General features: G+C 67.8%; 23 protein-coding genes and 2 tRNA genes. 3 read left to right on the top strand and 22 right to left on the bottom strand.

Annotation, left to right across the window (positions count from 1 at the left end):
* Positions 1-27: 27 nt before the first annotated feature.
* Positions 28-101 (bottom strand) — tRNA-Pro (locus tag MOX01_RS08925).
* Between the two features lie 109 nt (positions 102-210).
* Between MOX01_RS08925 and MOX01_RS08920 the strand changes: the two genes are divergently transcribed.
* Positions 211-284, top strand: a tRNA-Gly gene (locus MOX01_RS08920).
* Between the two features lie 109 nt (positions 285-393).
* Positions 394-1,596, top strand: a complete 1,203-nt coding sequence (locus MOX01_RS08915) for a hypothetical protein (RefSeq protein ID WP_141369324.1) — start codon at positions 394-396, stop codon at positions 1,594-1,596.
* 67 nt (positions 1,597-1,663) lie between these two features.
* Here MOX01_RS08915 and MOX01_RS08910 read toward each other — a convergent pair whose 3' ends face one another.
* The 16 genes from MOX01_RS08910 to MOX01_RS08835 all read right to left on the bottom strand — a co-directional run bounded on the left by MOX01_RS08910 (position 1,664) and on the right by MOX01_RS08835 (position 17,657).
* Positions 1,664-2,017, bottom strand: coding sequence for an RNA polymerase-binding protein RbpA (locus MOX01_RS08910; protein WP_017830291.1), 354 nt, complete (start codon positions 2,015-2,017; stop codon positions 1,664-1,666).
* Entirely contained in the window at positions 2,017-2,265 is a 249-nt protein-coding gene (gene secG, locus MOX01_RS08905) for a preprotein translocase subunit SecG (protein WP_017202783.1), read from the bottom strand. Before secG ends, MOX01_RS08910 begins: the two co-directional genes overlap by 1 nt.
* A gap of 81 nt (positions 2,266-2,346) precedes the next feature.
* On the bottom strand, positions 2,347-3,138 hold the full coding sequence (gene tpiA / locus MOX01_RS08900) for a triose-phosphate isomerase (protein ID WP_046749268.1): 792 nt from the start codon (positions 3,136-3,138) through the stop codon (positions 2,347-2,349).
* Entirely contained in the window at positions 3,129-4,343 is a 1,215-nt protein-coding gene (locus MOX01_RS08895; RefSeq protein WP_141369322.1) for a phosphoglycerate kinase, read from the bottom strand. Before MOX01_RS08895 ends, tpiA begins: the two co-directional genes overlap by 10 nt.
* 10 nt (positions 4,344-4,353) lie before the next feature.
* Complete coding sequence (gap, locus tag MOX01_RS08890; protein ID WP_046749270.1) at positions 4,354-5,364, bottom strand: type I glyceraldehyde-3-phosphate dehydrogenase; 1,011 nt, start codon at positions 5,362-5,364, stop codon at positions 4,354-4,356.
* Positions 5,365-5,479: 115 nt separating this feature from the next.
* Positions 5,480-6,106: a superoxide dismutase gene (locus MOX01_RS08885; protein ID WP_025105027.1), complete on the bottom strand. Its 627-nt coding sequence runs from the start codon at positions 6,104-6,106 to the stop codon at positions 5,480-5,482.
* 185 nt (positions 6,107-6,291) lie between these two features.
* Positions 6,292-7,269, bottom strand: coding sequence for a DNA-binding protein WhiA (whiA, locus tag MOX01_RS08880; protein WP_017830285.1), 978 nt, complete (start codon positions 7,267-7,269; stop codon positions 6,292-6,294).
* Between the two features lie 67 nt (positions 7,270-7,336).
* On the bottom strand, positions 7,337-8,209 hold the full coding sequence (gene rapZ, locus MOX01_RS08875; RefSeq protein WP_141369320.1) for an RNase adapter RapZ: 873 nt from the start codon (positions 8,207-8,209) through the stop codon (positions 7,337-7,339).
* A 34-nt stretch (positions 8,210-8,243) separates the two neighbouring features.
* On the bottom strand, positions 8,244-10,148 hold the full coding sequence (gene uvrC, locus MOX01_RS08870) for an excinuclease ABC subunit UvrC (protein ID WP_141369318.1): 1,905 nt from the start codon (positions 10,146-10,148) through the stop codon (positions 8,244-8,246).
* A complete protein-coding gene (gene uvrA, locus MOX01_RS08865) occupies positions 10,148-13,036 on the bottom strand; it encodes an excinuclease ABC subunit UvrA (protein WP_113680975.1) in 2,889 nt (962 codons plus the stop codon). Before uvrA ends, uvrC begins: the two co-directional genes overlap by 1 nt.
* 9 nt (positions 13,037-13,045) lie before the next feature.
* On the bottom strand, positions 13,046-13,642 hold the full coding sequence (locus tag MOX01_RS08860) for a hypothetical protein (RefSeq protein ID WP_141369316.1): 597 nt from the start codon (positions 13,640-13,642) through the stop codon (positions 13,046-13,048).
* Positions 13,639-14,952, bottom strand: a complete 1,314-nt coding sequence (locus tag MOX01_RS08855) for a DUF58 domain-containing protein (RefSeq protein WP_230977915.1) — start codon at positions 14,950-14,952, stop codon at positions 13,639-13,641. Before MOX01_RS08855 ends, MOX01_RS08860 begins: the two co-directional genes overlap by 4 nt.
* Complete coding sequence (locus MOX01_RS08850) at positions 14,949-15,920, bottom strand: AAA family ATPase (protein WP_141369314.1); 972 nt, start codon at positions 15,918-15,920, stop codon at positions 14,949-14,951. Before MOX01_RS08850 ends, MOX01_RS08855 begins: the two co-directional genes overlap by 4 nt.
* On the bottom strand, positions 15,917-16,390 hold the full coding sequence (locus tag MOX01_RS08845) for a YeaH/YhbH family protein (protein ID WP_227750954.1): 474 nt from the start codon (positions 16,388-16,390) through the stop codon (positions 15,917-15,919). Before MOX01_RS08845 ends, MOX01_RS08850 begins: the two co-directional genes overlap by 4 nt.
* Positions 16,387-17,142, bottom strand: coding sequence for a DUF4129 domain-containing protein (locus tag MOX01_RS08840; RefSeq protein WP_141369310.1), 756 nt, complete (start codon positions 17,140-17,142; stop codon positions 16,387-16,389). The genes MOX01_RS08845 and MOX01_RS08840 overlap by 4 nt, the downstream gene beginning before the upstream one ends.
* A 71-nt stretch (positions 17,143-17,213) precedes the next feature.
* Positions 17,214-17,657 (bottom strand): MarR family winged helix-turn-helix transcriptional regulator, encoded by a 444-nt coding sequence (locus MOX01_RS08835; RefSeq protein WP_058632243.1) that lies wholly within the window; start codon positions 17,655-17,657, stop codon positions 17,214-17,216.
* Between the two features lie 45 nt (positions 17,658-17,702).
* Here MOX01_RS08835 and MOX01_RS08830 point away from each other — a divergent pair, with 45 nt between their 5' ends.
* The gene (locus tag MOX01_RS08830) at positions 17,703-17,945 is read left to right on the top strand and encodes a hypothetical protein (protein WP_105724504.1); all 243 of its coding nucleotides are present in this window, start codon (positions 17,703-17,705) and stop codon (positions 17,943-17,945) included.
* A 55-nt stretch (positions 17,946-18,000) separates the two neighbouring features.
* Here MOX01_RS08830 and MOX01_RS08825 read toward each other — a convergent pair whose 3' ends face one another.
* From MOX01_RS08825 to coaE, 5 genes are read right to left on the bottom strand one after another with little or no spacing between them, the layout of a single operon-like run.
* Positions 18,001-18,351, bottom strand: coding sequence for a TfoX/Sxy family protein (locus tag MOX01_RS08825; protein WP_218867902.1), 351 nt, complete (start codon positions 18,349-18,351; stop codon positions 18,001-18,003).
* 13 nt (positions 18,352-18,364) lie between these two features.
* The gene (uvrB, locus tag MOX01_RS08820) at positions 18,365-20,437 is read right to left on the bottom strand and encodes an excinuclease ABC subunit UvrB (protein WP_046749425.1); all 2,073 of its coding nucleotides are present in this window, start codon (positions 20,435-20,437) and stop codon (positions 18,365-18,367) included.
* Positions 20,438-20,484: 47 nt separating this feature from the next.
* Complete coding sequence (locus MOX01_RS08815; RefSeq protein ID WP_141369308.1) at positions 20,485-21,276, bottom strand: GNAT family N-acetyltransferase; 792 nt, start codon at positions 21,274-21,276, stop codon at positions 20,485-20,487.
* Between the two features lie 12 nt (positions 21,277-21,288).
* Complete coding sequence (locus tag MOX01_RS08810; RefSeq protein ID WP_141369306.1) at positions 21,289-22,506, bottom strand: MFS transporter; 1,218 nt, start codon at positions 22,504-22,506, stop codon at positions 21,289-21,291.
* The gene (gene coaE, locus MOX01_RS08805) at positions 22,503-23,102 is read right to left on the bottom strand and encodes a dephospho-CoA kinase (RefSeq protein WP_058632240.1); all 600 of its coding nucleotides are present in this window, start codon (positions 23,100-23,102) and stop codon (positions 22,503-22,505) included. The genes MOX01_RS08810 and coaE overlap by 4 nt, the downstream gene beginning before the upstream one ends.
* Between the last annotated feature and the right edge of the window lie 24 nt (positions 23,103-23,126).

Genomic DNA, 23,126 nt, shown 5'->3' with positions numbered 1-23,126 from the left:
GCGGCTGTAAGGTCCGTGGGGGCCGTGTCGGGGCGACAGGAGTTGAACCTGCGACCTCCCGCTCCCAAAGCGGGCGCTCTACCAAACTGAGCTACGCCCCGGGGAATCCGCATGCGGATTCAGCCCCACCGAGTCTAACGGACAGGAGCATGCGTCAGAGTCCGGTATAGTCGATGAGTCGGTAACCGAACCTTTCGAGGCTCGGATTCCGGGGCTGTAGCTTAGTGGTAAAGCCTTAGTCTTCCAAACTAATGATGCGGGTTCGATTCCCGTCAGCCCCTCCACTCGAGAAGGCCCCCGCCATACGGCGGGGGCCTTCCGCATTTCCGGTCGCCTCGTCGAATACGCTGACAGCATCGCTGCACGCAGGCTCCGACCGGAAGGCATCATCGAATGGGTCAGTCGCCCCGCGACGGCGGGCATCAGCTTCCCGTCGTCTTCTCTTCCGGGGCCTCGTCCTCCACGCCGACACGGTCGCGTCGGAGGAGACGGCCTGGGCTCGTCATCGGCCTGCTCGGCGGCGCCGCGCTGATCGCGGCGTTGGCCATCGTCCAGGTGAGCGCGAACCTCGGTTACGACGATGCGGCGTCCCGCTACGAGAGCGCAGCACAGACGACAACGACCTCGAAGACGCAGCTCCGCGCCGACATCGCTGAACTGCGAACCGTCACCGACGCAGCGGGCCAGGTGGTTGCAGGGGGCGATCAGCCGATCTCCGTGCCCGACGAACTGCACGCGAGCTTGGCCTCTGCCGTCGAGGAGGGCACCGCTACCGCGTCAGACGCGGACGGCGTGGTCTCCGTGGCGATCGCTCCGCTGAGCGAGAAGCCCGACTGGTTCTGGGAACTGTTCGGTGCCACCTCGGAGCTCGAACAGCGACGTGACGAAGTGGAGGACCTGTCCGTCGACGTCGCCGGCGCGGCCGGCGACGTCTCGTCGGCGCACACGGCGATGACGGAGAGCGGCCTCGCAGTGATCACGACGGCCGGAGCGGCTGCGCCTGGATTCGAAGCGGCACATCTGTCGGCCCGCAACGACGCGGTGATCGCGCTACGCGACGCCGCCGCCGATGCCACCGCCGCGACGACGCTCGACGAAGGCACCGCAGCCGCCTACCTCGCCCTGCAGACCGCGGCGGCGCAGGTCGTCGCCACCGAGAGCGAAGAACTGGCGGAGAAGGCAGGCCCGCTCCTGAACTCCCGGCTCGAGATCGAAGCGTTCGCCCGCTCCCTCGCGCCCGGCGTGCTCCTGGACTTCGACTGGGCGCCGGTCGTCAGCGGCGCCGGTTACAACGGCAGCATGGGCGGCTACACGACCTGGTGGTGGGGCGAGTCGGGGCGGGCGACCATCGCGTTCTCGAACTCGGTCGCCGAGCAGTGGCCGGCCGTTCGCAGCAAGGCACTGATCGCGCACGAGGTGGGGCACGCGATCAGCGTGAGGTGCCAGAGCATGTACGACTCCTCCACGCAGGACAGCATCGAGAAGTGGGCGACGGCGTGGGCCATCAGCATGGGCTACACCGATGATGCGAACGGCGTCTGGGCGTACGGGTACCCGCCGCAGAGCTACATCGATGCGGCGGCGGGCTGCCGCTGACCGCCGCCTGATACGGAAGAAGCCGCCGCGATCGCTCGCGACGGCTTCTTCGATGTCAGCCTCGAGGTCACTGCCCCCGACGCTCGCGCAGCTGCGTGAGCGCGTCGTCGAGCAGCTGGACGGCTTCCTCGTCCGTACGGCGTTCCTTCACGTAAGCGAGGTGCGTCTTGTACGGCTCCGCCTTCGCGAGCGCAGGAGGATTCTCCTTGTCGCGACCGGCGGGGAGCCCGGACTGCGGGTGGTCGATCGTCTCCGGGATCTCCTCTTCGGGGAGACCAGCGGCGAAGTAGCGGACGGTCTCGTTGCCGAGACCATCCCAGTAGGAGACCGCGATGCGGTCGGCGTGATAGCCGTGGTCCTGCTCCCCCATGGGGCCGGAGCCCACGCGGGTGCCACGGATCGCGTTTCCACCGGTAGCCATCAGATGACCTCGAATTTCGTGATGAGGCCCAGCGCGACGATGGAGACGAACCATGTCAGAGCCAGGACGACGGTGAAGCGGTTGAGGTTCCGCTCCGCAAGCCCGGACGAGCCGACCGCAGAGGTCATGCCCCCGCCGAACATGTCGGAGAGGCCGCCACCGCGGCCCTTGTGCAGGAGGATGAGGAGGGTCAGCAGAACGCTGGTGATGCCCAGCACGACCTGCAGGACGAACTCGAGAATTGCCACGAGAAAGAGCCTTTCGCTGGGGCCGGAGCGCCCCCGTAACGGTCAAGTATACGGTGCAGCGGGGCCGAAGCCCCGCCGCACTCACACGCCGACGTGCTTCTCGAAGCGGATGATCGCGGCGAACTCGTCCACGACGAGGCTCGCCCCGCCGACGAGTGCGCCGTCGACATCGGGCTCGCGCATGAAGCTGGCGATGTTCCCCGACTTCACGGAACCTCCGTAGAGGATCCGCGTGCGCGCTGCCGCCTCGTCGCCGAGCACCTTCGCGATGACGGCGCGCAGAGCGGCGCAGACGTCTTGCGCCTGCTGAGGCGTCGCCGCCTGACCGGAGCCGATCGCCCACACGGGCTCGTACGCCACGACGATGTCCGCCTTCGGCGAGACCCCCTCGAGCGCTGCCTCCAGCTGCGACACCGGAACCGCACTGGCACCGAACTTCTCGAGGTCGCCGGCCGTCTCGCCGACGCAGATGACCGGCACCAGGCCGTGCTTGAGCGCTGCCTTGACCTTGGCGGCCACGACATCGTCACCTTCGGAGTGGTACTCACGACGCTCGGAGTGGCCGATGATCACGTACTTCGCATCGAGCTTCGCCAGGAACGCTCCCGACACCTCGCCCGTGTATGCGCCCGAGTCGTGTGCCGACACATCCTGCGCTCCGAGCGCGAACGGGATCTTGTCCGCGTCGATGAGGGTCTGCACGCTGCGAATGTCGGTGAACGGCGGGAACACCGCGACCTCGACGGATCCGTCCTCGTGCTTCGCATCCTTCAACGTCCAGTGCAGCTTCTGCACGAACGCGACCGCCTGCAGGTGGTCCAGGTTCATCTTCCAGTTTCCCGCGATCAGCGGGGTACGAGAGTTCACACCCATCCGAGGACCTCCAGCCCAGGTAGTTTCTTGCCCTCGAGGAACTCGAGGCTCGCGCCGCCACCGGTCGAGATGTGACCGAACTGGTCGTCGCTGAAGCCGAGCTGGCGCACGGCTGCAGCGGAGTCTCCCCCGCCGACGACGCTGAGGCCGTCGACCTCGGTGAGCGCTTGCGCGACGGTCTTGGTGCCCGCTGCGAAGGCAGGGAACTCGAACACGCCCATGGGGCCGTTCCAGAACACGGTCTTCGACCCGCGGATGACCTCGGCGAAGCGTGCCGCCGTCTCCGGACCGATGTCGAGCCCGATGCCGGAGGCACCGAACGGCGTCGACTCGATCGCGTCGGCCGCGGCGACCTCGTGCGCGGCGTCGGCGCCGAAGGACGCGGCCACCACGACGTCGGTGGGGAGCACGAGCTCCACGCCGCGCTCAGCCGCTTCCGCGATGTAACCGCGCACCGTGTCGAGCTGATCCTCTTCCAGAAGGCTCGAGGCGACGGCGTGCCCCTGGGCCTTGAGGAAGGTGAAGAGCATTCCGCCACCCACCAGGATCTTGTCCACGCGCGGGAGCAGGTGCGAGATGACGCCGAGCTTGTCGCTGACCTTCGAGCCGCCGAGCACGACCGCATAGGGGCGTTCGGGGTTCTCGGTCAGGCGGTCCAGCACGTCGAGTTCCGCGGCGATCAGCAGACCGGCCGCCGACGGGAGCAGCTCGGCGAGCTCGTAGACGCTGGCCTGCTTGCGATGAACGACGCCGAAACCGTCGGAGACGAGCACGTCGCCGAGTTCTGCGAGCTCGGCCGCGAAGGCACCACGCTCGGCGGCGTCCTTCGAGGTCTCCCCCGGGTTGAACCGCAGGTTCTCGATCACGACGACCCCGCCGTCCTCGAGCGATGCCACGGCCACCTTGGCGGATTCGCCGACCGTGTCGCGCGCGAACGCGACCGGGGCGCCGAGCAGCTCGGAGAGCCGCTGAGCCACCGGCTCGAGGCTGTACTGCGGGTCGGGCGCACCGTCGGGTCGGCCGAGGTGCGAGCACACCACAACACGGGCGCCCGCGTTGATGAGTGCGTTGAGGGTCGGCAACGAGGCGCGGACACGGCCATCGTCCGTGATGATCCCATCCCGCAGGGGGACGTTGAGATCACAACGGACGATGACGCGCTTGCCCTCGAGCGACCCCAGGGTGTCCAGGGTGCGCAGAGTCATGTGTCTGAGCTTAGAGGCGCTCGGCCACGTACTCGGTCAGGTCGACGAGACGGTTGGAGTAGCCCCACTCGTTGTCGTACCAGCTGGACACCTTGATCAGGTTGCCGCTCACGTTGGTGAGCGTCGAGTCGAAGATCGAGGAGTGCGGGTTGTGCACGATGTCGCTCGACACGATCGGGTCCTCGTTGTACTGGAGGTAACCCGCGAGGCGGCCGTCGGCGGCGGCCTTCTTGTAGGCCTCGTTGACCTCGTCGACCGTCAGGTTCTCACGGTCGGTGATGAGGGTGAGGTCGACGATCGAGCCGGTGGGAACCGGCACGCGGTACGACGAGCCGCTCAGCTTGCCCTGGAGCTCAGGGAGCACCTCGCCGATGGCCTTGGCCGCACCGGTCGATGCCGGGGTGATGTTGATCGCGGCGGCGCGGGCACGACGGAGGTCGCTGTGCGGGCCGTCCTGCAGGTTCTGGTCGGCGGTGTACGCGTGCGCGGTCATCATGAAACCGCGGTCGATGCCGAACGCGTCGTTGAAGACCTGAGCCAGCGGCGCGAGGCAGTTCGTGGTGCAGGACGCGTTGGAGATGATGTGGTCGGTCTCCGGGTTGTACGTGTCCTCGTTCACGCCCATGACGAACGTGCCGTCGACGCCCGTACCGGGAGCCGAGATGAGGACCTTCTTCGCACCGGCCTCGATGTGCTTCTTGGCGAGCTCGGCCTTGGTGAAGAAGCCGGTCGACTCGATCACGATGTCGACGCCCAGCTCGCCCCACGGGAGGCCTGCGGGGTCGCGCTCGGCGAACGCCTTGATGGTCTTGCCGTTGACGGTGATGCTCTCGTCGTCGTAGCTGATCTCGGCGTCGAGGACGCCGCCCACCGAGTCGTACTTCAGCAGGTGCGCCAGGGTCTTGTTGTCGGTGAGGTCGTTGACGGCGACGATCTCAAGGTCTGCTCCCTGCGCGAGAGCCGCGCGGAAGTAGTTGCGTCCGATGCGGCCGAAGCCGTTGATACCGATCTTGACAGACACTCAGGTCTCCCTGTTTCTCGTGCATCGCACGCGGCTTTCCAGCGAGCGTGAGGTGCGGGGTTTTTTGGCTGAGAGGGCGTCCCGACGAGCCGTGGCCCGTCGGGACGCGACCCGATTACGACAGTACCAGCAGGCCGTTCGTCTGCTGACGGGCGACCTCGAGGCGCTGGGCGACGTTCTCCCAGTTGGCGATGTTCCACGCGGCCTTGACGTAGTCGGCCTTCACGTTGAGGTAGTCGAGGTAGAAGGCGTGCTCCCACATGTCGAGCTGGAACAGCGGGATGGTGCCCTGCGCCGTGTTCGACTGCTGGTCGAAGAGCTGCTGGATGATGAGGCGCGAGCCGATCGAGTCCCAGCTGAGCACCGCCCAGCCGGAGCCCTGGATTCCGGTGGCCGCGGCGGTGAAGTGCGCCTGGAACTTCTCGAACGAGCCGAAGTACTCATCGATCGCGGCCTTCAGCTCGCCCTCGGGCTGACCTCCGCCGTTCGGCGACAGGTTGGTCCAGAAGATCGAGTGGTTGACGTGACCGCCGAGGTTGAAGGCGAGGTCCTTCTCGAGCTTGTTCACGTTCGCGAGGTTGCCGCTCTCGCGAGCCTCGGCGAGCTGCTCGAGAGCGGTGTTCGCGCCGGCGACGTAGGTCGCGTGGTGCTTGTCATGGTGCAGCTCCATGATCTTGCCGCTGATGTGCGGCTCGAGGGCTGCGAAGTCGTAGGGAAGGTCGGGGAGCGTGTAGGTCGCCATATCGCTTTCATCCAATCCGCGCCGCGCCGCGGCGCTTGCCGATCCTCCGCGCCGCCGATGTGCGGCGTAGAGCGGACGTGATTCATCCTACTGACGACAACGCGGCCACGGCCCCGATCCTTCCGCCGTATGACGAAGACCCGCCGTCCGGATGCCGGACGACGGGCCTTGGTCGAGGATGCGGATCAGACGTCGAGTCCGACGGGGACGGCGGCTTCCGTTCCGGGAATGCCCTCCTGCTGCGCGCGCTTGTCCGCCATCGCCAGCAGGCGACGGATGCGACCGGCGACGGCGTCCTTCGTCAGTGGCGGGTCGGCATGGTGTCCCAGCTCGTCGAGGCTGGCATCACGGTGCGCGAGACGAAGCTCGCCCGCCACCTTCAGATGATCGGGGACCTCGTCGGCCAGGATCTCGAGGGCACGCTCGACACGCGCGCACGCGGCAACGGCGGCCTGTGCGGAACGGCGCAGGTTCGCGTCGTCGAAGTTCACCAGACGGTTGACGCCGGCCCTGACCTCGCGGCGCTGGCGGAGCTCCTCCCAGGCGATCGCGGTCTTCTGCGCTCCCATCTCGTTCAGGATGGTGCGGATGGCCTCGCCTTCGCGCACGACCACGCGCGGCATACCGCGCACCTCACGGGCCTTCGCGGCCACCCCGAGTCGATGCGCGGCGCCGACGAGAGCCATGGCCGCCTCCGAGGACGGGCAGACGACCTCGAGCATGGCGGAGCGTCCTGGCTCGCTCAGGCTGCCGGCCGCGAGGAACGCGCCGCGCCACAGGCCGGCGACCTCGGCCCGGGAACCGGTGGTGAGCCGGTTGGGAAGCCCACGGACGGGCCGTCGACGCTGATCGAGCAGACCCGTCTGACGGGCCAGGGTCTCCCCCTGCGCGATCACGCGCACAGCCCAGCGTGCACCGTCGTTCGCGGTGCTCGACTGCACCTGGGCGATCTCCGGGCGCACGCCGTAGATCTCGGCGAGGTCGCGGGCGACGCGTCGTGCGAGAGTCTCGGCATCCACCTCGGCCTCCACGGCCACACGGCCGGCAATCGAATGCAGACCACCGGCGAACCGGAGGATGGCGGTCACTTCCGCGACTCGCACCGTCGGGGGTGCGTTGCGGATGCTGACCAGCTCGGCCTTGACGTCGGTGGTTAGTGCCACGACACTCCTTCACGTTCACGCGCCGGATCGCGACGCAAACGTCCAGCTTACTCGGCCGGACGGCCCGCTACTCTCGGCTCAGGTCCCGGTGACGGACGTTCACGGCCACTCCGGGGATCGCAGCGAGGCGGCGCGCCAGCTCTTCCGACATCGCCACGGAACGGTGCTTCCCGCCGGTGCAGCCGATAGCGATCGTCGAGTGGCTCTTGTTCTCGCGCTGGTATCCCTCCAGCACGGGCACCAGCGCCTTCGAATAGGAGTCCAGGAACTCCATCGCGCCTTCGCGGGAGAGGACGTACTCGCGCACGGGCTCGTCCTGTCCCGTCTGACCGCGCAGCTCCTCGTTCCAGAACGGGTTCGGCAGGAATCGCATGTCTGCCACGATGTCGACGTCGGTCGGAAGCCCGTACTTGAATCCGAAGCTCAGCAACGTGACCCGATGCCGCGCCTCGCCCTCCGCCGAGAAGATGTCGGAGACGTGCGTGGCGAGCTGGTGGATGTTGAGCATCGAGGTGTCGATCACCAGGTCCGCGCCTTCGCGGATCGGGGCGAGGCGCTCACGCTCGGTGCGGATGCCGTCGAGCAGAGTCCCCTCCCCCTGCAACGGATGCGGTCTGCGCACGGACTCGAATCGACGCACCAGCACGTCGTCCGACGCGTCGAGGAACAGCACGCGGACGGAGCCACGGGAACGCAGCGCACGCGCCACACCGGGGAAGTCGTCGAAGAGGTTGCGTCCACGGACGTCCACGACGGCGGCGACCTTGGGCAGAGCCGTGCCACCCATGTCGGTCAGATCGAGCAAAGGACGCAGGATCTGCGGGGGCAGATTGTCGACCACGTACCAGCCGAGGTCCTCGAGTGCGTTCGCCACCGTCGTCCGACCCGCGCCGGACATTCCCGTGACGATGAGGAACTCGCCCTTTTCCCCGTCAGACATCTCTCAGTGCTCCCTCTCCCCCTCGACCTCCAGCCTAGCGAGTGGAGAGGTGCGTGTAGATGTTCTGGGCGAGCACGGGACCGATCCCCTGGACCTCTTCGATCTGCCCCGGTTCTGCCGCGCGAAGAGCGGTGACCGAGCCGAAGTGCTTGAGCAGCACCTTGATGCGCGCGGCACCCAGCCCGGGAACCTCGGCGAGGACGGAGCCGATGTCGTTCCGCCGCTTCTTGCGCTGATGCGTGATCGCGAACCGGTGTGCCTCGTCGCGAAGCCGCTGCAACAGGTAGAGGGCTTCGCTCGTGCGCGGGAGGATCACCGGGAAGTCCTCGCCGGGAAGCCAGACTTCTTCGAGTCGCTTCGCTATGCCGCACACCGCGATCTCGGTGTGTCCCGCATCACGGAGCGCCCTGGCCGCCGCTTCGACCTGAGGCTGTCCGCCGTCGACCAGAAGCAGCTGCGGTGGATACGCGAAGCGGGGCTTCCGACGTGCTGTCGCCTCGCCGACGTCTTCCCCGACGACCTCGTCTGTCGTCGGGTCGATGGCCTCCGGCTCTTCGGGTCGGTCGAGGTAGGCCAAGCGACGACGGAGCACCTGATACATCGAGTCGGTGTCATCCGTGGTCTCGGCGATGTTGAACGAGCGGTACTGGTCCTTGCGGGGAAGGCCGTCCTCGAACACCACCATCGAGGCGACGACATTGGTGCCGCCGAGGTGCGAGATGTCGAAGCACTCGATCCGCAGCGGCGCTTCGTCCATCCCGAGCGCCTCCTGCAGGTCAGTGAGAGCCTGCGTGCGGGCGACGTAGTCGGTCGTGCGCCGTGTCTTGTGACGGATCAACGCCTGCTGTGCGTTCAAGGTCGCCGTGCGCATGAGATCTGCGCGTTGGCCGCGTTGAGCCACCGCGATCTCGACCTTCTTGCCGCGGCGTTCACGCAGCCACAGCTCGAGCTCCGCGGCGTCGTCGGGCAGCGTGGGCACCAGGATACGCCGCGGCACGTCCTGCGCTTCGCCGTAGGCCTGCTGGAGAACCTGCTCGACGAGTTCGCCGCTGGAGATGTCGATCTCCTTCTCGATCGTCAGAGCACGCACACCACGGACCCTGCCGCCGCGGATGACGAAGTGCTGCACCGCCGCCGCCAACTCGTCCTCGGCGATGCCGAACAGGTCGGCGTCCTCATCACTGGGGAGCACGAGTGCACTCTTGCCCAGCACAGCTTCGATGGCCGAGAGCTTGTCCCGATACCTGGCTGCGGCCTCGTAGTCCATCGCCGCCGACGCGGCCAGCATCCGCTTCGTGAGCTCGCGCGTGAAGCGCTCATCACCACCGGCCATGAAGGCGACGAAGTCGTCGACCATGGCACGGTGCTCCTCGATGCTCACCGTCATCGAGCACGGACCACCGCACTTGCCGATCTGGCCGGGGAAACACGGCCTGCCCGTCTGCATGGCGCGACGGTAGCTGGAGTCACTGCAGGTGCGGATCGGGAACGCCTTGATCATCAGGTCGATCGTCTCGTGCACGGCCCACACCTTCGGGAAAGGGCCGAAGTAGCGAGCGCCGGGGATCTTCCGGTTGCGCGTGACGATCACACGCGGTGCTTCGTCTGCGAGCGTGACAGCCATGAAGGGATAGGACTTGTCGTCCTTGTACCGCACGTTGAAGGGCGGATCGAACTCCTTGATCCACATGTACTCGAGCTGGAGCGAGTCGACATCGGTCGGGACCACCGTCCACTCGACGGACGACGCCGTCGTGACCATGCGTCGGGTCCGCTCGTGCAGGGTCCGCAGCGGCGCGAAGTAGTTCGACAGCCGCTGCCGGAGGTTCTTCGCCTTCCCCACGTAGAGCACGCGACCGGCCGAGTCGCGGAACCGGTACACGCCGGGGTCGGTGGGTATCTCTCCGGCCCGCGGCTTGTACGGCAACACGTCGGCCATCAGCTGGCCTTCCGCGCGGAGCGCCCCTCACCCAGGATCTCGGCGAGGAAGAGACCGGTGTGGCTCTCCTCGACGCGCGCGATCTGCTCCGGGGTACCCGTGGCGACGATCTGTCCGCCGCCCGAACCGCCCTCAGGGCCGAGATCGATCACCCAGTCCGCGGACTTGATCACGTCGAGGTTGTGCTCGATCACGATGACCGTGTTGCCCTTGTCGACCAGTCCGTTGAGCACTTCGAGGAGCTTGCGGACGTCTTCGAAGTGCAGACCCGTCGTCGGCTCGTCGAGCACGTAGATGCTGCGTCCATTGCTGCGTCGCTGGAGCTCGGTCGCGAGCTTGACGCGCTGCGCCTCACCACCGGACAGGGTCGTCGCCGACTGGCCGAGTCGCACGTACCCGAGCCCGACGTCGACGAGCGTCTTCATGTAGCGGTGGATCGCCTGGATCGGCTCGAAGAACTCGGCTGCCTCCTCGATCGGCATCTCGAGCACCTCGGCGATGTTCTTGCCCTTGTAGTGCACGGCGAGCGTGTCGCGGTTGTAGCGCTTGCCGTGGCAGACCTCGCAGTCGACGTACACGTCGGGCAGGAAGTTCATCTCGATCTTGATCGTGCCGTCGCCCGAGCAGGCCTCGCACCGGCCGCCCTTGACGTTGAAGCTGAAGCGTCCGGGCTGGTAACCGCGGACCTTCGCTTCGGGCGTCTCGCTGAACAGGGTGCGGATGCGGTCGAACACTCCCGTGTACGTGGCCGGGTTCGACCTCGGGGTGCGACCGATCGGGGCTTGGTCGACGTGCACGACCTTGTCGAGGTTGTCGAGTCCGGTGACCCGCGTGTGCTTGCCGGGGACGGTTCTCGCACCGTTCAGCCGCGACGCCAGCACCTGATACAGGATGTCGTTGACGAGAGACGACTTCCCGGAGCCGCTGACCCCGGTGACTGCGGTGAGGACGCCGAGCGGGAAGTCTGCGGTGACATTGCGGAGGTTGTTCGCCCGAGCGCCCACGACGCTCAGCATCCGCTTCTTGTCGATCTTCCTGCGCTTCTTCGGCATGGGGATCTCACGACGGCCGGACAGGTACTCCCCGGTCATGGATTCCGTGTCGGCGAGCAGGGCGGAGTACGGTCCGGAGTGGACCACCGCACCGCCGTTGACGCCCGCGCCGGGGCCGATGTCGACGACCCAGTCCGCTGCTTCGATCGTCTCTTCGTCGTGCTCCACCACGATCAGCGTGTTGCCGAGGTCGCGCAGCGTGAGCAGCGTCTCGATCAGACGGCGGTTGTCGCGCTGATGCAGACCGATCGACGGCTCGTCCAGGACATAGAGGACTCCGGTCAGTCCGGAGCCGATCTGCGTCGCGAGACGGATGCGCTGCGCCTCACCACCGGACAGCGACCCCGCCGAGCGGCTGAGGTTGAGGTAGGACAGACCCACCTGCAGCAGGAAATCGAGACGAAGGCGGATCTCACGCAGCACCTGAGCCGCGATCTTGGCTTCACGCTCGGTGAGTGTGAGCGTCTCCATGAAGGCACGCGCGTCGGCCAGGCTCAGGTGCGAGACCTCGGCGATCGAGTGCCCGTGCACCTGCACCGCGAGGACCTCGGGCTTGAGCCTGTCGCCGTCGCACACGGGGCACGGCACCTCGCGGAGGTACTCGCCCCAGCGGTTGCGCTGGTTGTCCGATTCGGCCTGCAGGTACTGGCGCTCGATGTAGGGCACCACACCCTCGAAGCCCGAGGTGTAGCGCATCTCGCGACCGTAGCGGTTCTTCCACTTCACGGAGACCTTGTAGTTCTCGCCACGCAGCACAGCGTTCTGCACATCGGAATGCAGTTCACGCCACGGAGTGTCCAACGAGAAGTCGAGGTCGTTCGACAGTCCCTCGAGCAGCCGCTCGTAGTACTGGAACAGCCCCTTGCCCTGCGTGGTCCACGGGATGATGACGCCCTCGCGGATCGACAGGTCTTCGTCACCGAGCATCAGGTCGACGTCGACGGACATGCGCGTGCCGAGGCCGGAGCATGCGGGGCAGGCTCCGAACGGCGCGTTGAACGAGAACGTGCGCGGTTCGATCTCGGTGAGCGTGAGAGCGTGGCCGTTCGGACAGGCGAGCTTCTCGGAGAAGGTCTGCCAGGCGTCGTCGCCCTCGCCGTCGACGTAGTTGATCTGCACCACACCGCCGGCGAGTCCCAGCGCAGTCTCGACCGAGTCGGTCACGCGTCCGAGGATGTCGTCGGATGCGACCAGGCGGTCGACCACCACGGCGATGTCGTGCTTGTAGCTCTTCTTGAGCGTGGGAGGCTCGGCCAGCTGGATCAGGTCGCCGTCGACGATCGCGCGTGAGTACCCCTTCGCGCCCAGTTCCCGGAAAAGGTCGACGAACTCGCCCTTCTTCTGCGAGACGATCGGCGCGACCACCTGATACCGCGTGCGCTCGGGGAGCTCCATGAGCTGATCCGCGATCTGCTGCACCGTCTGACGCTGGATCCGCTCGCCGCACTCAGGGCAGTGCGGGATGCCGATGCGCGCCCAGAGCAGTCGCATGTAGTCGTAGATCTCGGTGATCGTGCCGACCGTGGACCGCGGGTTGCGGTTGGTCGACTTCTGGTCGATCGAGACGGCGGGGCTCAGCCCTTCGATGAAATCGACGTCGGGCCGATCGACCTGACCGAGGAACTGGCGCGCGTACGCGCTCAGCGATTCGACATAGCGGCGCTGCCCCTCGGCGAAGATCGTGTCGAACGCGAGGCTGGACTTTCCCGATCCGGACAGACCGGTGAACACGACGAGCGAGTCGCGGGGAATGTCGATGTCGACGTTCTTGAGATTGTGGACGCGGGCACCGCGGACACTGAGTTTTCCGGGGGAGGCAACAGGGACGATGGGCACCGGACAAGTCTACGAGGGGCCACGGACATTGGCTCCGTCGTGCCGCACCGCGATGCTCTCCCCCTCCACCCGTTCGGACTCTCGGGGGTGAGCGTCCGCTCTCCGGGCGGCGTGCAGGGCCAGCAGGACTCCGACGGCGAGCGCCGCGGCGGCGAGCGGTGCGAGCGGGGTGAGGCCGTGCACGACATCCGAAGGCGCGAGCAGCCACACGCCGAACACGACGGGCTGCGCCAGCAGCTGGATGACGAGGAGACGCGCGAGACTCGACCCCAGAACGGGAAGCGCGACACGCGAGGAGATCGGGATCACCAGGCTCAACGATCCGAGCACGTGGATCGCATGCACGAGCAGCACGGCCAGAGCGGTGCGCCCCGGATCCGGGTCCGTCAGGAGAATGCCGAACACGAGGCATGCGGCTGCCAGCCAGGCGGCCAGGGAACGTGGGAGCACGACGGCGAGCGCTGCGGCGATCACGGCGACGCCCTGCCACAACGGGAAGGGGACGAGCACGAGCGCCCCTCCCCACGCGATACCCACCACCAGCAGTCGGACGACGACCCCCGGAACGGCCGCCCGCACCCGGAACGATCGGAGTCGGCGCTTCACCTCCGTACCATCCGCATCCGTTGCTGGCGAAGAGCCGCGAGCCTCATCGCGACGTCGGCATCGGAATCCGTCCATCTGACGACCTCGACGCCGGCGTGCTCGAGCTCGACGAGGATGTCGGAGCGCTCCGCCAGCAGGGTGCGCAACGCGATGCGCTGTTCACGCGTGAGTCGGCTCTCCTCCGGTGCAGGGAGGACGTCGACGGCCACCACGGCGTGGCCTGACGCCCGCCAGCGAGTGACCAGCTGAGCGGCGGCGCCGTCGAAGAACGTCGAGAGCACGAAGATGATGGAACCCGGCGGCACGACCGGCGACCGGCGATACCGGGGGTCGCCCTCACTCTGACCCGTCGCCGCGATCACGTCGCGAAGGCGGGCGAGGTGACGCGGGCCGCCGCCGGCGGGAAGGCTCCGGCCGCCGGGCGACAGTGCGTGGTACGACACGCGATCGCCGACGCCGATCGCAGCGGTCGCGATCGACAGCGCGGCTTCGCGGGCGTGGTCCAGGGAGGTGACACCCGATCGGTCGGCGTCGTCCGTTCCCCAGGATGCGACGACCGTTCCCAGGTCCTCTGCGGTGTCGATCGCGATCACCACCGATGAGTCGCTGAGGGCGGCGGTGCGTCGCACGAGCAGGTCGCCGGGTCGACGGGCGGCGCGCGCGGTCGCCCGCCAGTCGACACGACGCAGCTCGTCACCGGGGGCGAACGGATGGATGTCTCGGAAATCGCCGCCCTGTCCGGGCCGAGACCCCTCGTGGGCGCCGTGCAGGCCCGTGAGCCGTGGCGCGACCGGCAGCTGCCCGATGCGCTCCTGCCTCGGTGGCGTGTGCCACTCCAGCGCGACGCGGGGTGCCGGCTCCGACACCCAGGCGCCGTCGAGAGCCACTCCTCGGGCCGTCACGCCGAGGAGCTCGACAGGACCAGAGTGCTGCAGCCGGTTGCGCGATGTCAGGATGGAGCGCCCCGGCAACACGTCGGCGACCCCGGACCGCCGTTCCTCCTGGTCGACCGCGACCTGGAGCCAGCCGGTGTCGAGGTCGGCGCCCACCGCCCCCACCACATCCGACGAAGGGGCGGAACCCTCCGGCCGTGCCCGCAGCTCGATCGACAGCACGCCGTCGTGGGGACGGCGCAGCAGTACCCACACCGTCGCCAGTGCGAGCGGGAGACCGATACCGACCACATCGGGCCGAGAGAACACGAGGCCGGCGGCTGCGACGATCGCGGAACCCGCGAGTCCTATCGCGATCACAGGCGTCCGACTCCAGCGCACATGCGAGCGCGCCGTGACGCGGACCGACTCTGTCACCGTACCGCAGCCGCTGTCGGAGGAACCGGAGTCACCTCGACCACCGTCGCGACGAGCGAACGAGGATCCACTCCCTGGGCCCAGGCCTGCGGCGTCAGCGTGAGTCGGTGAGCGAGGACGGACCCCGCGATGCGCTTGATGTCGTCCGGTCGGACGTAGTCGCGATCATCCAGGGCGGCGAGCGCTCGGCCGAGCAGGACGTGAGCCTGTGATCCCCGAGGAGAGGCGCCGACGGCGACGTGCGCCGCGTCCCGGGTGGCCCTCGTCAGCTCGACGCAGTACCTCGCGACATCGGCATCGACGTGGATCCGTTCGACCGCCGCCTGGATCGCGAGGAGCCCTGCTCCGTCGACGACGGACTCGACGGAGGCATCCGGGCTCTGCCGTCTCACGCGGTCGAGGATGATGCGGGTCTCGTCCTCCGGCACGGGGTAGCCGACCGCGAGCCGCACCATGAAGCGGTCGAGCTGCGCCTCGGGAAGCGCGTACGTTCCCTCGTACTCGATGGGATTCGACGTGGCGATCACATGGAAGGGACGCGGCAGGGCGAAGCTGTTGCCCTCGACCGTCACCTGACGCTCCGCCATCGCCTCCAGCATCGCCGACTGCGTCTTCGGCGTAGTGCGGTTCACCTCGTCGGCAAGGAGCAATCCGGTGAAGATCGGCCCCGGCCGGAACACGAACTCGCCGGTGGCCGGTGCGTAGACGTAGGAGCCCGTGACATCCCCGGGAAGCATGTCAGGGGTGCACTGCAGACGTCGGAAGTCGAGGCCGAGCGCCGAAGCCAGGCTCCGCGCGGCGAGTGTCTTGCCGAGGCCCGGGACGTCTTCGAACAGCACATGGCCGCCAGCGAGGATCGCGGCGAGGGCGATCGTGAGAGGCTCGTCCATCCCGACGACGGCTCCACGGACGCTGTCGAGCACCCGACGCCCGGTCTCGGCGATCTGCGTGGTCTCCTGGCTGGTCATCCGGGCTCCTCCATGTCGTTGGGGATTCTGTCGATCGCATCGAGCACCATCTCGATGTCGGTGCGCTGCACTTCGCGACGGTGCAGGGCGTCCCGCACCCCCTCGCCGAGGAGTGCGTCGATGCGTGCGTGCTGTGCGGGGTCCTCGAGGTCGAGACCGTGCAGGGCGAGGCGTCTTCGCAGCACCGCCTGCACGCGACGCACGACGACGTGGCCGGCGACCCCCGTGCGGGTGTTGATCGCCCATGCCATGCGGGAGACCTCAGAGCCGTGCGAACTGCGGCTCGGCGCTTCCGGAGGCCACTCGGGTCCGACCTCGATGAACTCCTGACGACAGGCGAAGACCACCGCGAGGGCGAGGATCATCCAGGCGAGCACGAACGGCTCGGGGAACCCCAGCTGTCCGAGCAGGAGGAGGACGCCCGCGGCGCCGATGACACCGACGCTCACGACGAGGACGCGTCTCTTCATCGCCACCCCTCCTGGATGCCGCGAAGACAGTCGGCAGCTCGGGCACGATCGTCTTCGTCGGCATCGTGACCGCCGAAGCGGACGCGTTCGTAGAGGCCCAGCAGGGTGACGACGTCGTCGGTGATCCCGGCGCGTCTGCCGATGATGCGCACGGTGAACTCTGAGGGCGTCTCGTTGACACCGCGCCCCGCACCGGCATCCGCCGCGGATTCCTCCAGCCCCACCCACGCCGCGATGATGCTGTCGCCGGGTCGGGACCGGTCATCGACCGTCCGCAGCGCCTCCGCGATGCCGCGCCGGATCGTCGCCTCGTCCGGGTCGCCCCCGGCTGCAGGCACTGCGACGACGTGTGCATCCAAGGCCGACGCCGTTCGGCGCGCGAGAGGACGGTCGCGCCAGAGGCCGACGAGGTAGCGGATCAGGAGGCGGGCGCCGAAGAACACCATCGCGAGCACGGCGGCGAGGACGAGCGCGGCGAGGACGTATCCGATGATCGCGAGCAGCGGAGAGTCCTCCGGTGGATCCCTCGGAGGGGGTGCGGTCTCCGCCGGCGCCGTCGGCCCCGTGCCCTCGCCGGCCCGTGGTTCGGCATCGGCGAGCCATCCCCCGAACTGCGGAAGCCCCTGCGCCGCTGCAGCGAACATGATCGTCGCGAAGAAGCCGGCGATCGCGACGAGCGGAAGCAGCAGCATCCGTGGGCGATTCGACCTGGCAGTCTCATGCACCGGGACCGAGGGCTCGGAGCGGGACATGCCCCCACCCTAGGGGCTGCGTCTCCCCCGGACCGCCATCACCTCCGGCAGAGCCGGACGCCGACGACAGGTCAGCCGAGGTCGGGACGGCGCCCGGCGAACGGGCCCAGACCGTCGCGGAGCGCCGCGATCTCGTCGATTCCCATACCGACCGCGGCCATCACCTGGTGCGGAACCTCCACCGCGCGCTCGCGCAGCGCAGCGCCCGCCGACGTCAGAGTGATCTCGAGTCGCCGCTCGTCCTCGGTGCTTCGCTGACGCGCGACCAGCCCGTCCGCCTCGAGCCTCTTCACCAGCGGGGATGCGGTCGCGGGCTCCATGGCCAGGTCGACGGCCAGGTCATTCAGCGTGCGAGGAGCTCGTTCCCAGAGCGCCAGCATGACGAGGTACTGCGGGTGCGTCAGGCCGAGTGGCTCGAGGATCGGTCGATACAGGGCGACGACGTTGCGCGCCGCTGTCACCAGGGCGAAGCAGAGCTGGTTCTCGAGCCGGAGCAGGTCGTCGGTGGGGGTCACAAGGGAGACTATACATCTGCACTAATAGTTAGTACACTAATCAACATGGCACAGGACTCCGACCGCCCGCCCCTCCGCACTCGCATCCGCGAAGCAGGAGGACTGTACTCCTGGGTGAACACGAACCTCATCCGGTTCGCAGGACCCGCCTCCGTCGGCCCGTACGAGAAGACGCCCCCACCCAGCGCGGCCGAGCGGGCCGAACGCGCCTGCCCTCTCTGCGGGGCTCCGATGACGCAGCACGAGATCGACCGCTCCGGACCCAAGACGCTGGTGCACTGCCCCTAGGGCGAGCGGCCGTCCGCGCCCTGGCACGCGATCGTTGAGAGCGCGGGGATCCGTGTCAGCCCTGCTCCGAGCTCTCCGCCCTCGAAACGGCGGACTCTCGAGCGACATCCAGCCAGAACATGAGCGCTGTGTCGTCTTCGATCGCCGTCTGCGAAACGTCGAGCCACCCCGAACTCATGGTGCGCGCCCCCATCACTGCGCGTGCCGCGCCTGGCTCGGTGAGCAGCGCGGCGCCGTCCTCATCCGCCACACGGACCAGCAGCACTCCCCCAGGACGCGCGCCCACCAGGATGTGCCCGTCGTCGAGGAACGCTCTCGTGCCGAACATGCGCCGCTCTTCGATCTCCGTGTCTGCTCCGAGCAACGCGCGCACACGATCCGCCAGCTCGTTCCCCGCAGCGTCCATCGTTGGTCCCCGCTTACGCGTGTCCGGCGCGCTCCATGGCGCGGAGTTCCTTCTTGAGATCCTGCACCTCGTCGCGCAGACGCCCGGCGAGCTCGAACTTGAGCTCCGCCGCAGCCGCGAGCATCTGGTCGGACAGATCCTGGATGGTGGCCTCGAGCTGCTGCGCGCCCTCGGCGGCGATCCCGGTACGACGCAGGTTGGGCGTCGGCGATTTGCCCTTGCCCGTCGCGCGGCCACGACCCGACAGCATCTCCGCCGTGTCTGCACCTTCACGGGCCAGCACCTCGGTGATGTCAGCGATGCGCTTGCGGAGCGGCTGCGGATCGATGCCGTTCTCCTTGTTGTACGCGACCTGCTTCTCCCGACGTCGGTCGGTCTCCTCGATCGCCTTCGTCATGGAGTCGGTCATCTTGTCGGCATACATGTGCACTTCACCGGACACGTTTCGTGCCGCACGGCCGATGGTCTGGATCAGAGACGTACCCGAGCGCAGGAACCCCTCCTTGTCGGCGTCGAGAATCGCCACAAGGGAGACCTCTGGAAGGTCGAGGCCCTCGCGCAGGAGGTTGATACCCACGAGAACGTCGTACACGCCAGCGCGCAGCTCACTGAGCAGCTCGACGCGGCGCAGCGTGTCGACATCGGAATGCAGGTAGCGGACACGCACACCGTGCTCGCCGAGGAAGTCGGTGAGCTCCTCGGCCATCTTCTTGGTGAGAGTCGTGACAAGCACACGCTCGTCGCGCTCGACCCGCACGCGGATCTCCTCGAGCAGGTCGTCGATCTGCCCCTTCGACGGCTTCACCACGATCTCCGGGTCGACGAGGCCGGTCGGGCGGATGATCTGCTCGACGACGCCGTCGGCGATCCCCATCTCGTACTTCCCGGGAGTGGCCGAGAGGTACACCGTCTGTCCGATGCGGTTCTTGAACTCGTCCCAGCGCAGCGGACGGTTGTCCATCGCGCTCGGAAGACGGAACCCGTGGTCGACCAGCGTCCGCTTGCGGGATGCGTCGCCCTCGTACATCGCGCCGATCTGCGGCACCGTCACGTGCGACTCGTCGATCACGAGCAGGAAGTCGTCGGGGAAGAAGTCGAGCAGCGTGTGCGGAGGCTCGCCCGGCATGCGACCGTCCATGTGACGCGAGTAGTTCTCGATGCCGGAGCAGAAGCCCAGCTGCTGGAGCATCTCCAGGTCGAAGGTCGTGCGCATGCGCAGACGCTGCGCCTCGAGGAGCTTGCCCTGACGTTCGAACTCGGCGAGGCGCTCTTCCAACTCGTGTTCGATCGTGCCGATGGAGCGCTGGATGACGTCGGTACCGGCCACATAGTGCGATGCCGGGAAGATCGGCACGGCGTCGAGCTTCTCGATGACCTCGCCGGTCAGCGGATGCAGCGAGTACAGCGCCTCGATCTCGTCACCGAACAGCTCGATGCGGATGGCGTGCTCTTCGTAGACGGGGATGATCTCGATGGTGTCTCCGCGCACACGGAAGTTGCCCCGCGAGAAGTCGACATCGTTGCGGTTGTACTGCATGGCGATGAACTGACGGATGAGCGCATCGCGGTCATAGCGCTCCCCCACCTGGAGGGCGACCATGGCCCGCAGATACTCTTCCGGCGCCCCGAGTCCGTAGATGCAGGACACTGTGGAGACCACGATGACATCGCGTCGGCTCAACAGCGAGTTGGTCGTCGAATGCCGCAGTCGCTCGACTTCGGAGTTGATCGAGGAGTCCTTCTCGATGAAGGTGTCGGTCTGCGGTACGTACGCCTCCGGCTGGTAGTAGTCGTAGTACGAGACGAAGTACTCGACCGCGTTGTTGGGCATGAGCTCGCGGAACTCGTTCGCGAGCTGGGCGGCGAGGGTCTTGTTGTGCGCGAGCACGAGCGTGGGACGCTGGACCTGTTCGACCAACCAGGCCGTCGTGGCGGACTTGCCGGTACCCGTCGCGCCGAGAAGCACCACGTCTGTCTCACCGGCATTGATGCGCGCCGCCAGATCGGCGATGGCCTTCGGCTGGTCTCCGGCCGGCTCATACTCGCTGATGACCTCGAAGGGGCGGACACTGCGCGTGGGTTGCATACCTCCAGGGTATGCCGCCCCTCCGACATCGAGGCCGTCGCGCAGGATCAGCCTCGCACGGGAGTCCACACGTACGGCGTTGTCGTCGACACCTTCACCAGTCCCGACCGCTCCAGGATCGGGCGCGAGAACTCAGTGGAATCGGAGTGGAGGTAGCGGACCCCACGCGCGAGAGCCGAGCGCGCCCGCTCCGCCGTGAGAGCGCGGTAGATGCCGCGGCCTCGCCACTCCGGGAGCGTCGCACCGCCCCAGAGACCGGCGAACTCGGTGCCGGCCACCGGCTCGAGCGTCCCGGCGCTGATCACCTCGTCGTCCACGACAGCGATCCACAGCTCCGCCGAAGGGTCTTCGCGCAGGTGCACGACGAGCTCCTCCGACCTCGAACGCCAGTCGGGGTCATCGAAGACGCGGCCCTGCATCTCACCCGCCGCGAACACGTCGGCATCACTACGGCTCCGCCTGATCGTGACGTGCTCAGGAACGTCGACGTGCCGCGCGAGCGGGCGGGCCTCACCGATCATGATGGACTCCGGCTCCTCCGGCACGAAGTCGCGAGCGACAAGAGCGTCGTGCAGGCCGGGGGCACGATCGTGACCGCGGGTCTTCCACTCGACCGACCTCACCTCCGGACGCCCCGCGAAGTGGTCGGCCGCCGCGTCGACCAACAGCGCGACGTCGTCCGCATCCACGTCGCCGAGCTCGGCATACGTGACGAAGCCGCGTCCGCCGGGGAACGTCGCCATCAGGAGCGGTCCGTGCGCCACCGCGTTCGATGCCCCCGCGATCTCAGGATGTGTGCGGAGCTGACGGTCGTACGCTTCCAGGAACTGCAGCTGCATGATGAGATCCTCTCAGACGGCGGGGCGGCCGCTCTCGGCACCACGGAGAGCGGCGACCGCCGCGAGCGCGGCAGCACCGCACATCGCGACGATGACGGCGACGAACCAGCCCCAGGTCGTCGCACCGAACACGAGACCGAGCAGCCACCCGAACACACTCGACCCGGCGTAGTAGGCGAAGTAGTACAGCGAGGATGCCTGTGCCCTGCTGGCGGGGTCCGCCGCGACGGGCGTCCACCCCGAGGCGATGGCGTGCGCGCCGAAGAACCCCGCCGTGAACAGCACGAGCCCGGCCAGGACGACGCCGGCCACCGGAAGCAGCAGCAGTGCGGCACCCACGGCCATCACTCCGATCGAGGAGAGCAGGACCGGGAATCGCCCGGCCCGCGAGGCGAGCGCCCCGGCCCACGGCGACGACACCGTGCCAGCCAGGTATGCCAGGAACAGCAGGGTGACCAGCCAGGCGGGAAGGAGGAACGGTGCGGCCGAGAGATGGAACCCGAGGTAGTTGTACACCGCGACGAAGGCACCCATCAGCAGGAATCCCTGCGCGTACAGGGCCCACTGCAGAGGTGAACGCAGAGGCGCCAGGAGCTTCGCCAGGATGCCGGGCCCTCGATCGGCGCGCAGACGACCGGGGACGAATCCCCTGGCGCGGGGTGTGAGCCAGAGGAAAAGAACGGCGGCGAGCCCGCACATGACAGCGACCGAGAGGATGCCGGTCCGCCAGCCTCCCACTTCCCCGATGATCCCCGAGACGATGCGCCCGAGCAGTCCACCGACCGTGGTCCCGGCGATGTAGCTCCCCGCGGCAGCGGCGGTATGACGTACTTCGACCTCTTCGCTGAGATAGGCCAGTGCCACTGCGGGTACGGCCCCCAGCGCCATCCCCTCCGCGAATCGCAGGACCAGCAGCGCGGCGATCTCTCCGCTCAGCGGAGCGACGAGGCCGAGTCCCGTGGCGGTGAGCACCCCGGTGGCCATGGCAGGCACGCGACCGATGCGATCGGCCACCATCGACCAGGGGATGACGGCCAGCGCCAAGCCGAGCGTGGCAGCCGACACACTCAGCGCAGCCGTCGCCGGCGTGACCGAGAGCTCGGCCGAGATCTGCGGCAGCACGGCCTGTGCCGAATACAGCTGCGCGAAAGTCGCGACCCCGGCGAAGAACAGACCGACGAGGAGCCGGCGGTACTCGCGTGATCCCGGGGTGTGACCCGCGAACGTCACCGTGAGCTGATCCGCTGCCAGAGGGCGTCGGCCTGCTCGATCGTGCTCTCCACGGTGCCCGACGTATCGATCACGACGTCGGCGATCGCGAGACGGCGGTCGTCGGATACCTGGGCGTCGATACGCTCCTGCGCTGCACCCTCACCCATGCCGCGCAGCTCGACGAGACGCTCGCGGCGCACGTCAGCCGGCGCGTGCGCGACGACGATGAGATCCCAGGGATCGTCTACCCTCGCCTCGACCAAGAGCGGCACGTCGTAGACGACCACGGCATCCGCGTCGCCGCGGACGGCCGCATCGAAGCGCCGCTGGGATTCCTCACGGACCGCGGGGTGGACGATCGCGTTGAGCTGCGCGAGGAGACCCGCATCGCCGAACACCTTCGCACCGAGCGCCGCCCTGTCGAGGGAGCCGTCCGAGGAGATGACGTCGTCGCCGAAGGTCTCGGCGATCCTGACGAGCACCGGCGAACCGGGAGACTGCACATCGCGAACGATCTGATCGGCGTCGACGATGACGGCACCGTGCTCGGCCAGGCGGCGGGCGATGGTCGACTTCCCGGAAGCGATACCGCCGGTGAGTGCGATGAGAGGCATGCGGTCAGTCTAGGCTTCGCCCCG

The organism is Microbacterium oxydans (assembly GCF_006540085.1).
Lineage (GTDB): Bacteria > Actinomycetota > Actinomycetes > Actinomycetales > Microbacteriaceae > Microbacterium > Microbacterium oxydans.
This window is presented reverse-complemented; position numbering and strand designations above follow the sequence as displayed.

Bases quoted from the DNA above. Each gene is read 5' to 3' on its own strand.
- MOX01_RS08845 (WP_227750954.1), bottom strand. From the start codon at position 16,390: ATGAAGAGACGCGTCCTCGTCGTGAGCGTCGGTGTCATCGGCGCCGCG.
- tpiA (WP_046749268.1), bottom strand. From the start codon at position 3,138: ATGGGTGTGAACTCTCGTACCCCGCTGATCGCGGGAAACTGGAAGATG.
- MOX01_RS08885 (WP_025105027.1), bottom strand. From the start codon at position 6,106: ATGGCGACCTACACGCTCCCCGACCTTCCCTACGACTTCGCAGCCCTC.
- uvrC (WP_141369318.1), bottom strand. From the start codon at position 10,148: ATGGCCGACGTGTTGCCGTACAAGCCGCGGGCCGGAGAGATACCCACC.
- MOX01_RS08840 (WP_141369310.1), bottom strand. From the start codon at position 17,142: ATGTCCCGCTCCGAGCCCTCGGTCCCGGTGCATGAGACTGCCAGGTCG.
- MOX01_RS08910 (WP_017830291.1), bottom strand. From the start codon at position 2,017: ATGGCTACCGGTGGAAACGCGATCCGTGGCACCCGCGTGGGCTCCGGC.
- MOX01_RS08830 (WP_105724504.1), top strand. From the start codon at position 17,703: ATGGCACAGGACTCCGACCGCCCGCCCCTCCGCACTCGCATCCGCGAA.
- uvrB (WP_046749425.1), bottom strand. From the start codon at position 20,437: ATGCAACCCACGCGCAGTGTCCGCCCCTTCGAGGTCATCAGCGAGTAT.
- MOX01_RS08825 (WP_218867902.1), bottom strand. From the start codon at position 18,351: ATGGACGCTGCGGGGAACGAGCTGGCGGATCGTGTGCGCGCGTTGCTC.
- coaE (WP_058632240.1), bottom strand. From the start codon at position 23,102: ATGCCTCTCATCGCACTCACCGGCGGTATCGCTTCCGGGAAGTCGACC.
- MOX01_RS08895 (WP_141369322.1), bottom strand. From the start codon at position 4,343: ATGACTCTGCGCACCCTGGACACCCTGGGGTCGCTCGAGGGCAAGCGC.
- MOX01_RS08815 (WP_141369308.1), bottom strand. From the start codon at position 21,276: ATGCAGCTGCAGTTCCTGGAAGCGTACGACCGTCAGCTCCGCACACAT.
- rapZ (WP_141369320.1), bottom strand. From the start codon at position 8,209: ATGTCTGACGGGGAAAAGGGCGAGTTCCTCATCGTCACGGGAATGTCC.
- MOX01_RS08850 (WP_141369314.1), bottom strand. From the start codon at position 15,920: ATGACCAGCCAGGAGACCACGCAGATCGCCGAGACCGGGCGTCGGGTG.
- MOX01_RS08915 (WP_141369324.1), top strand. From the start codon at position 394: ATGGGTCAGTCGCCCCGCGACGGCGGGCATCAGCTTCCCGTCGTCTTC.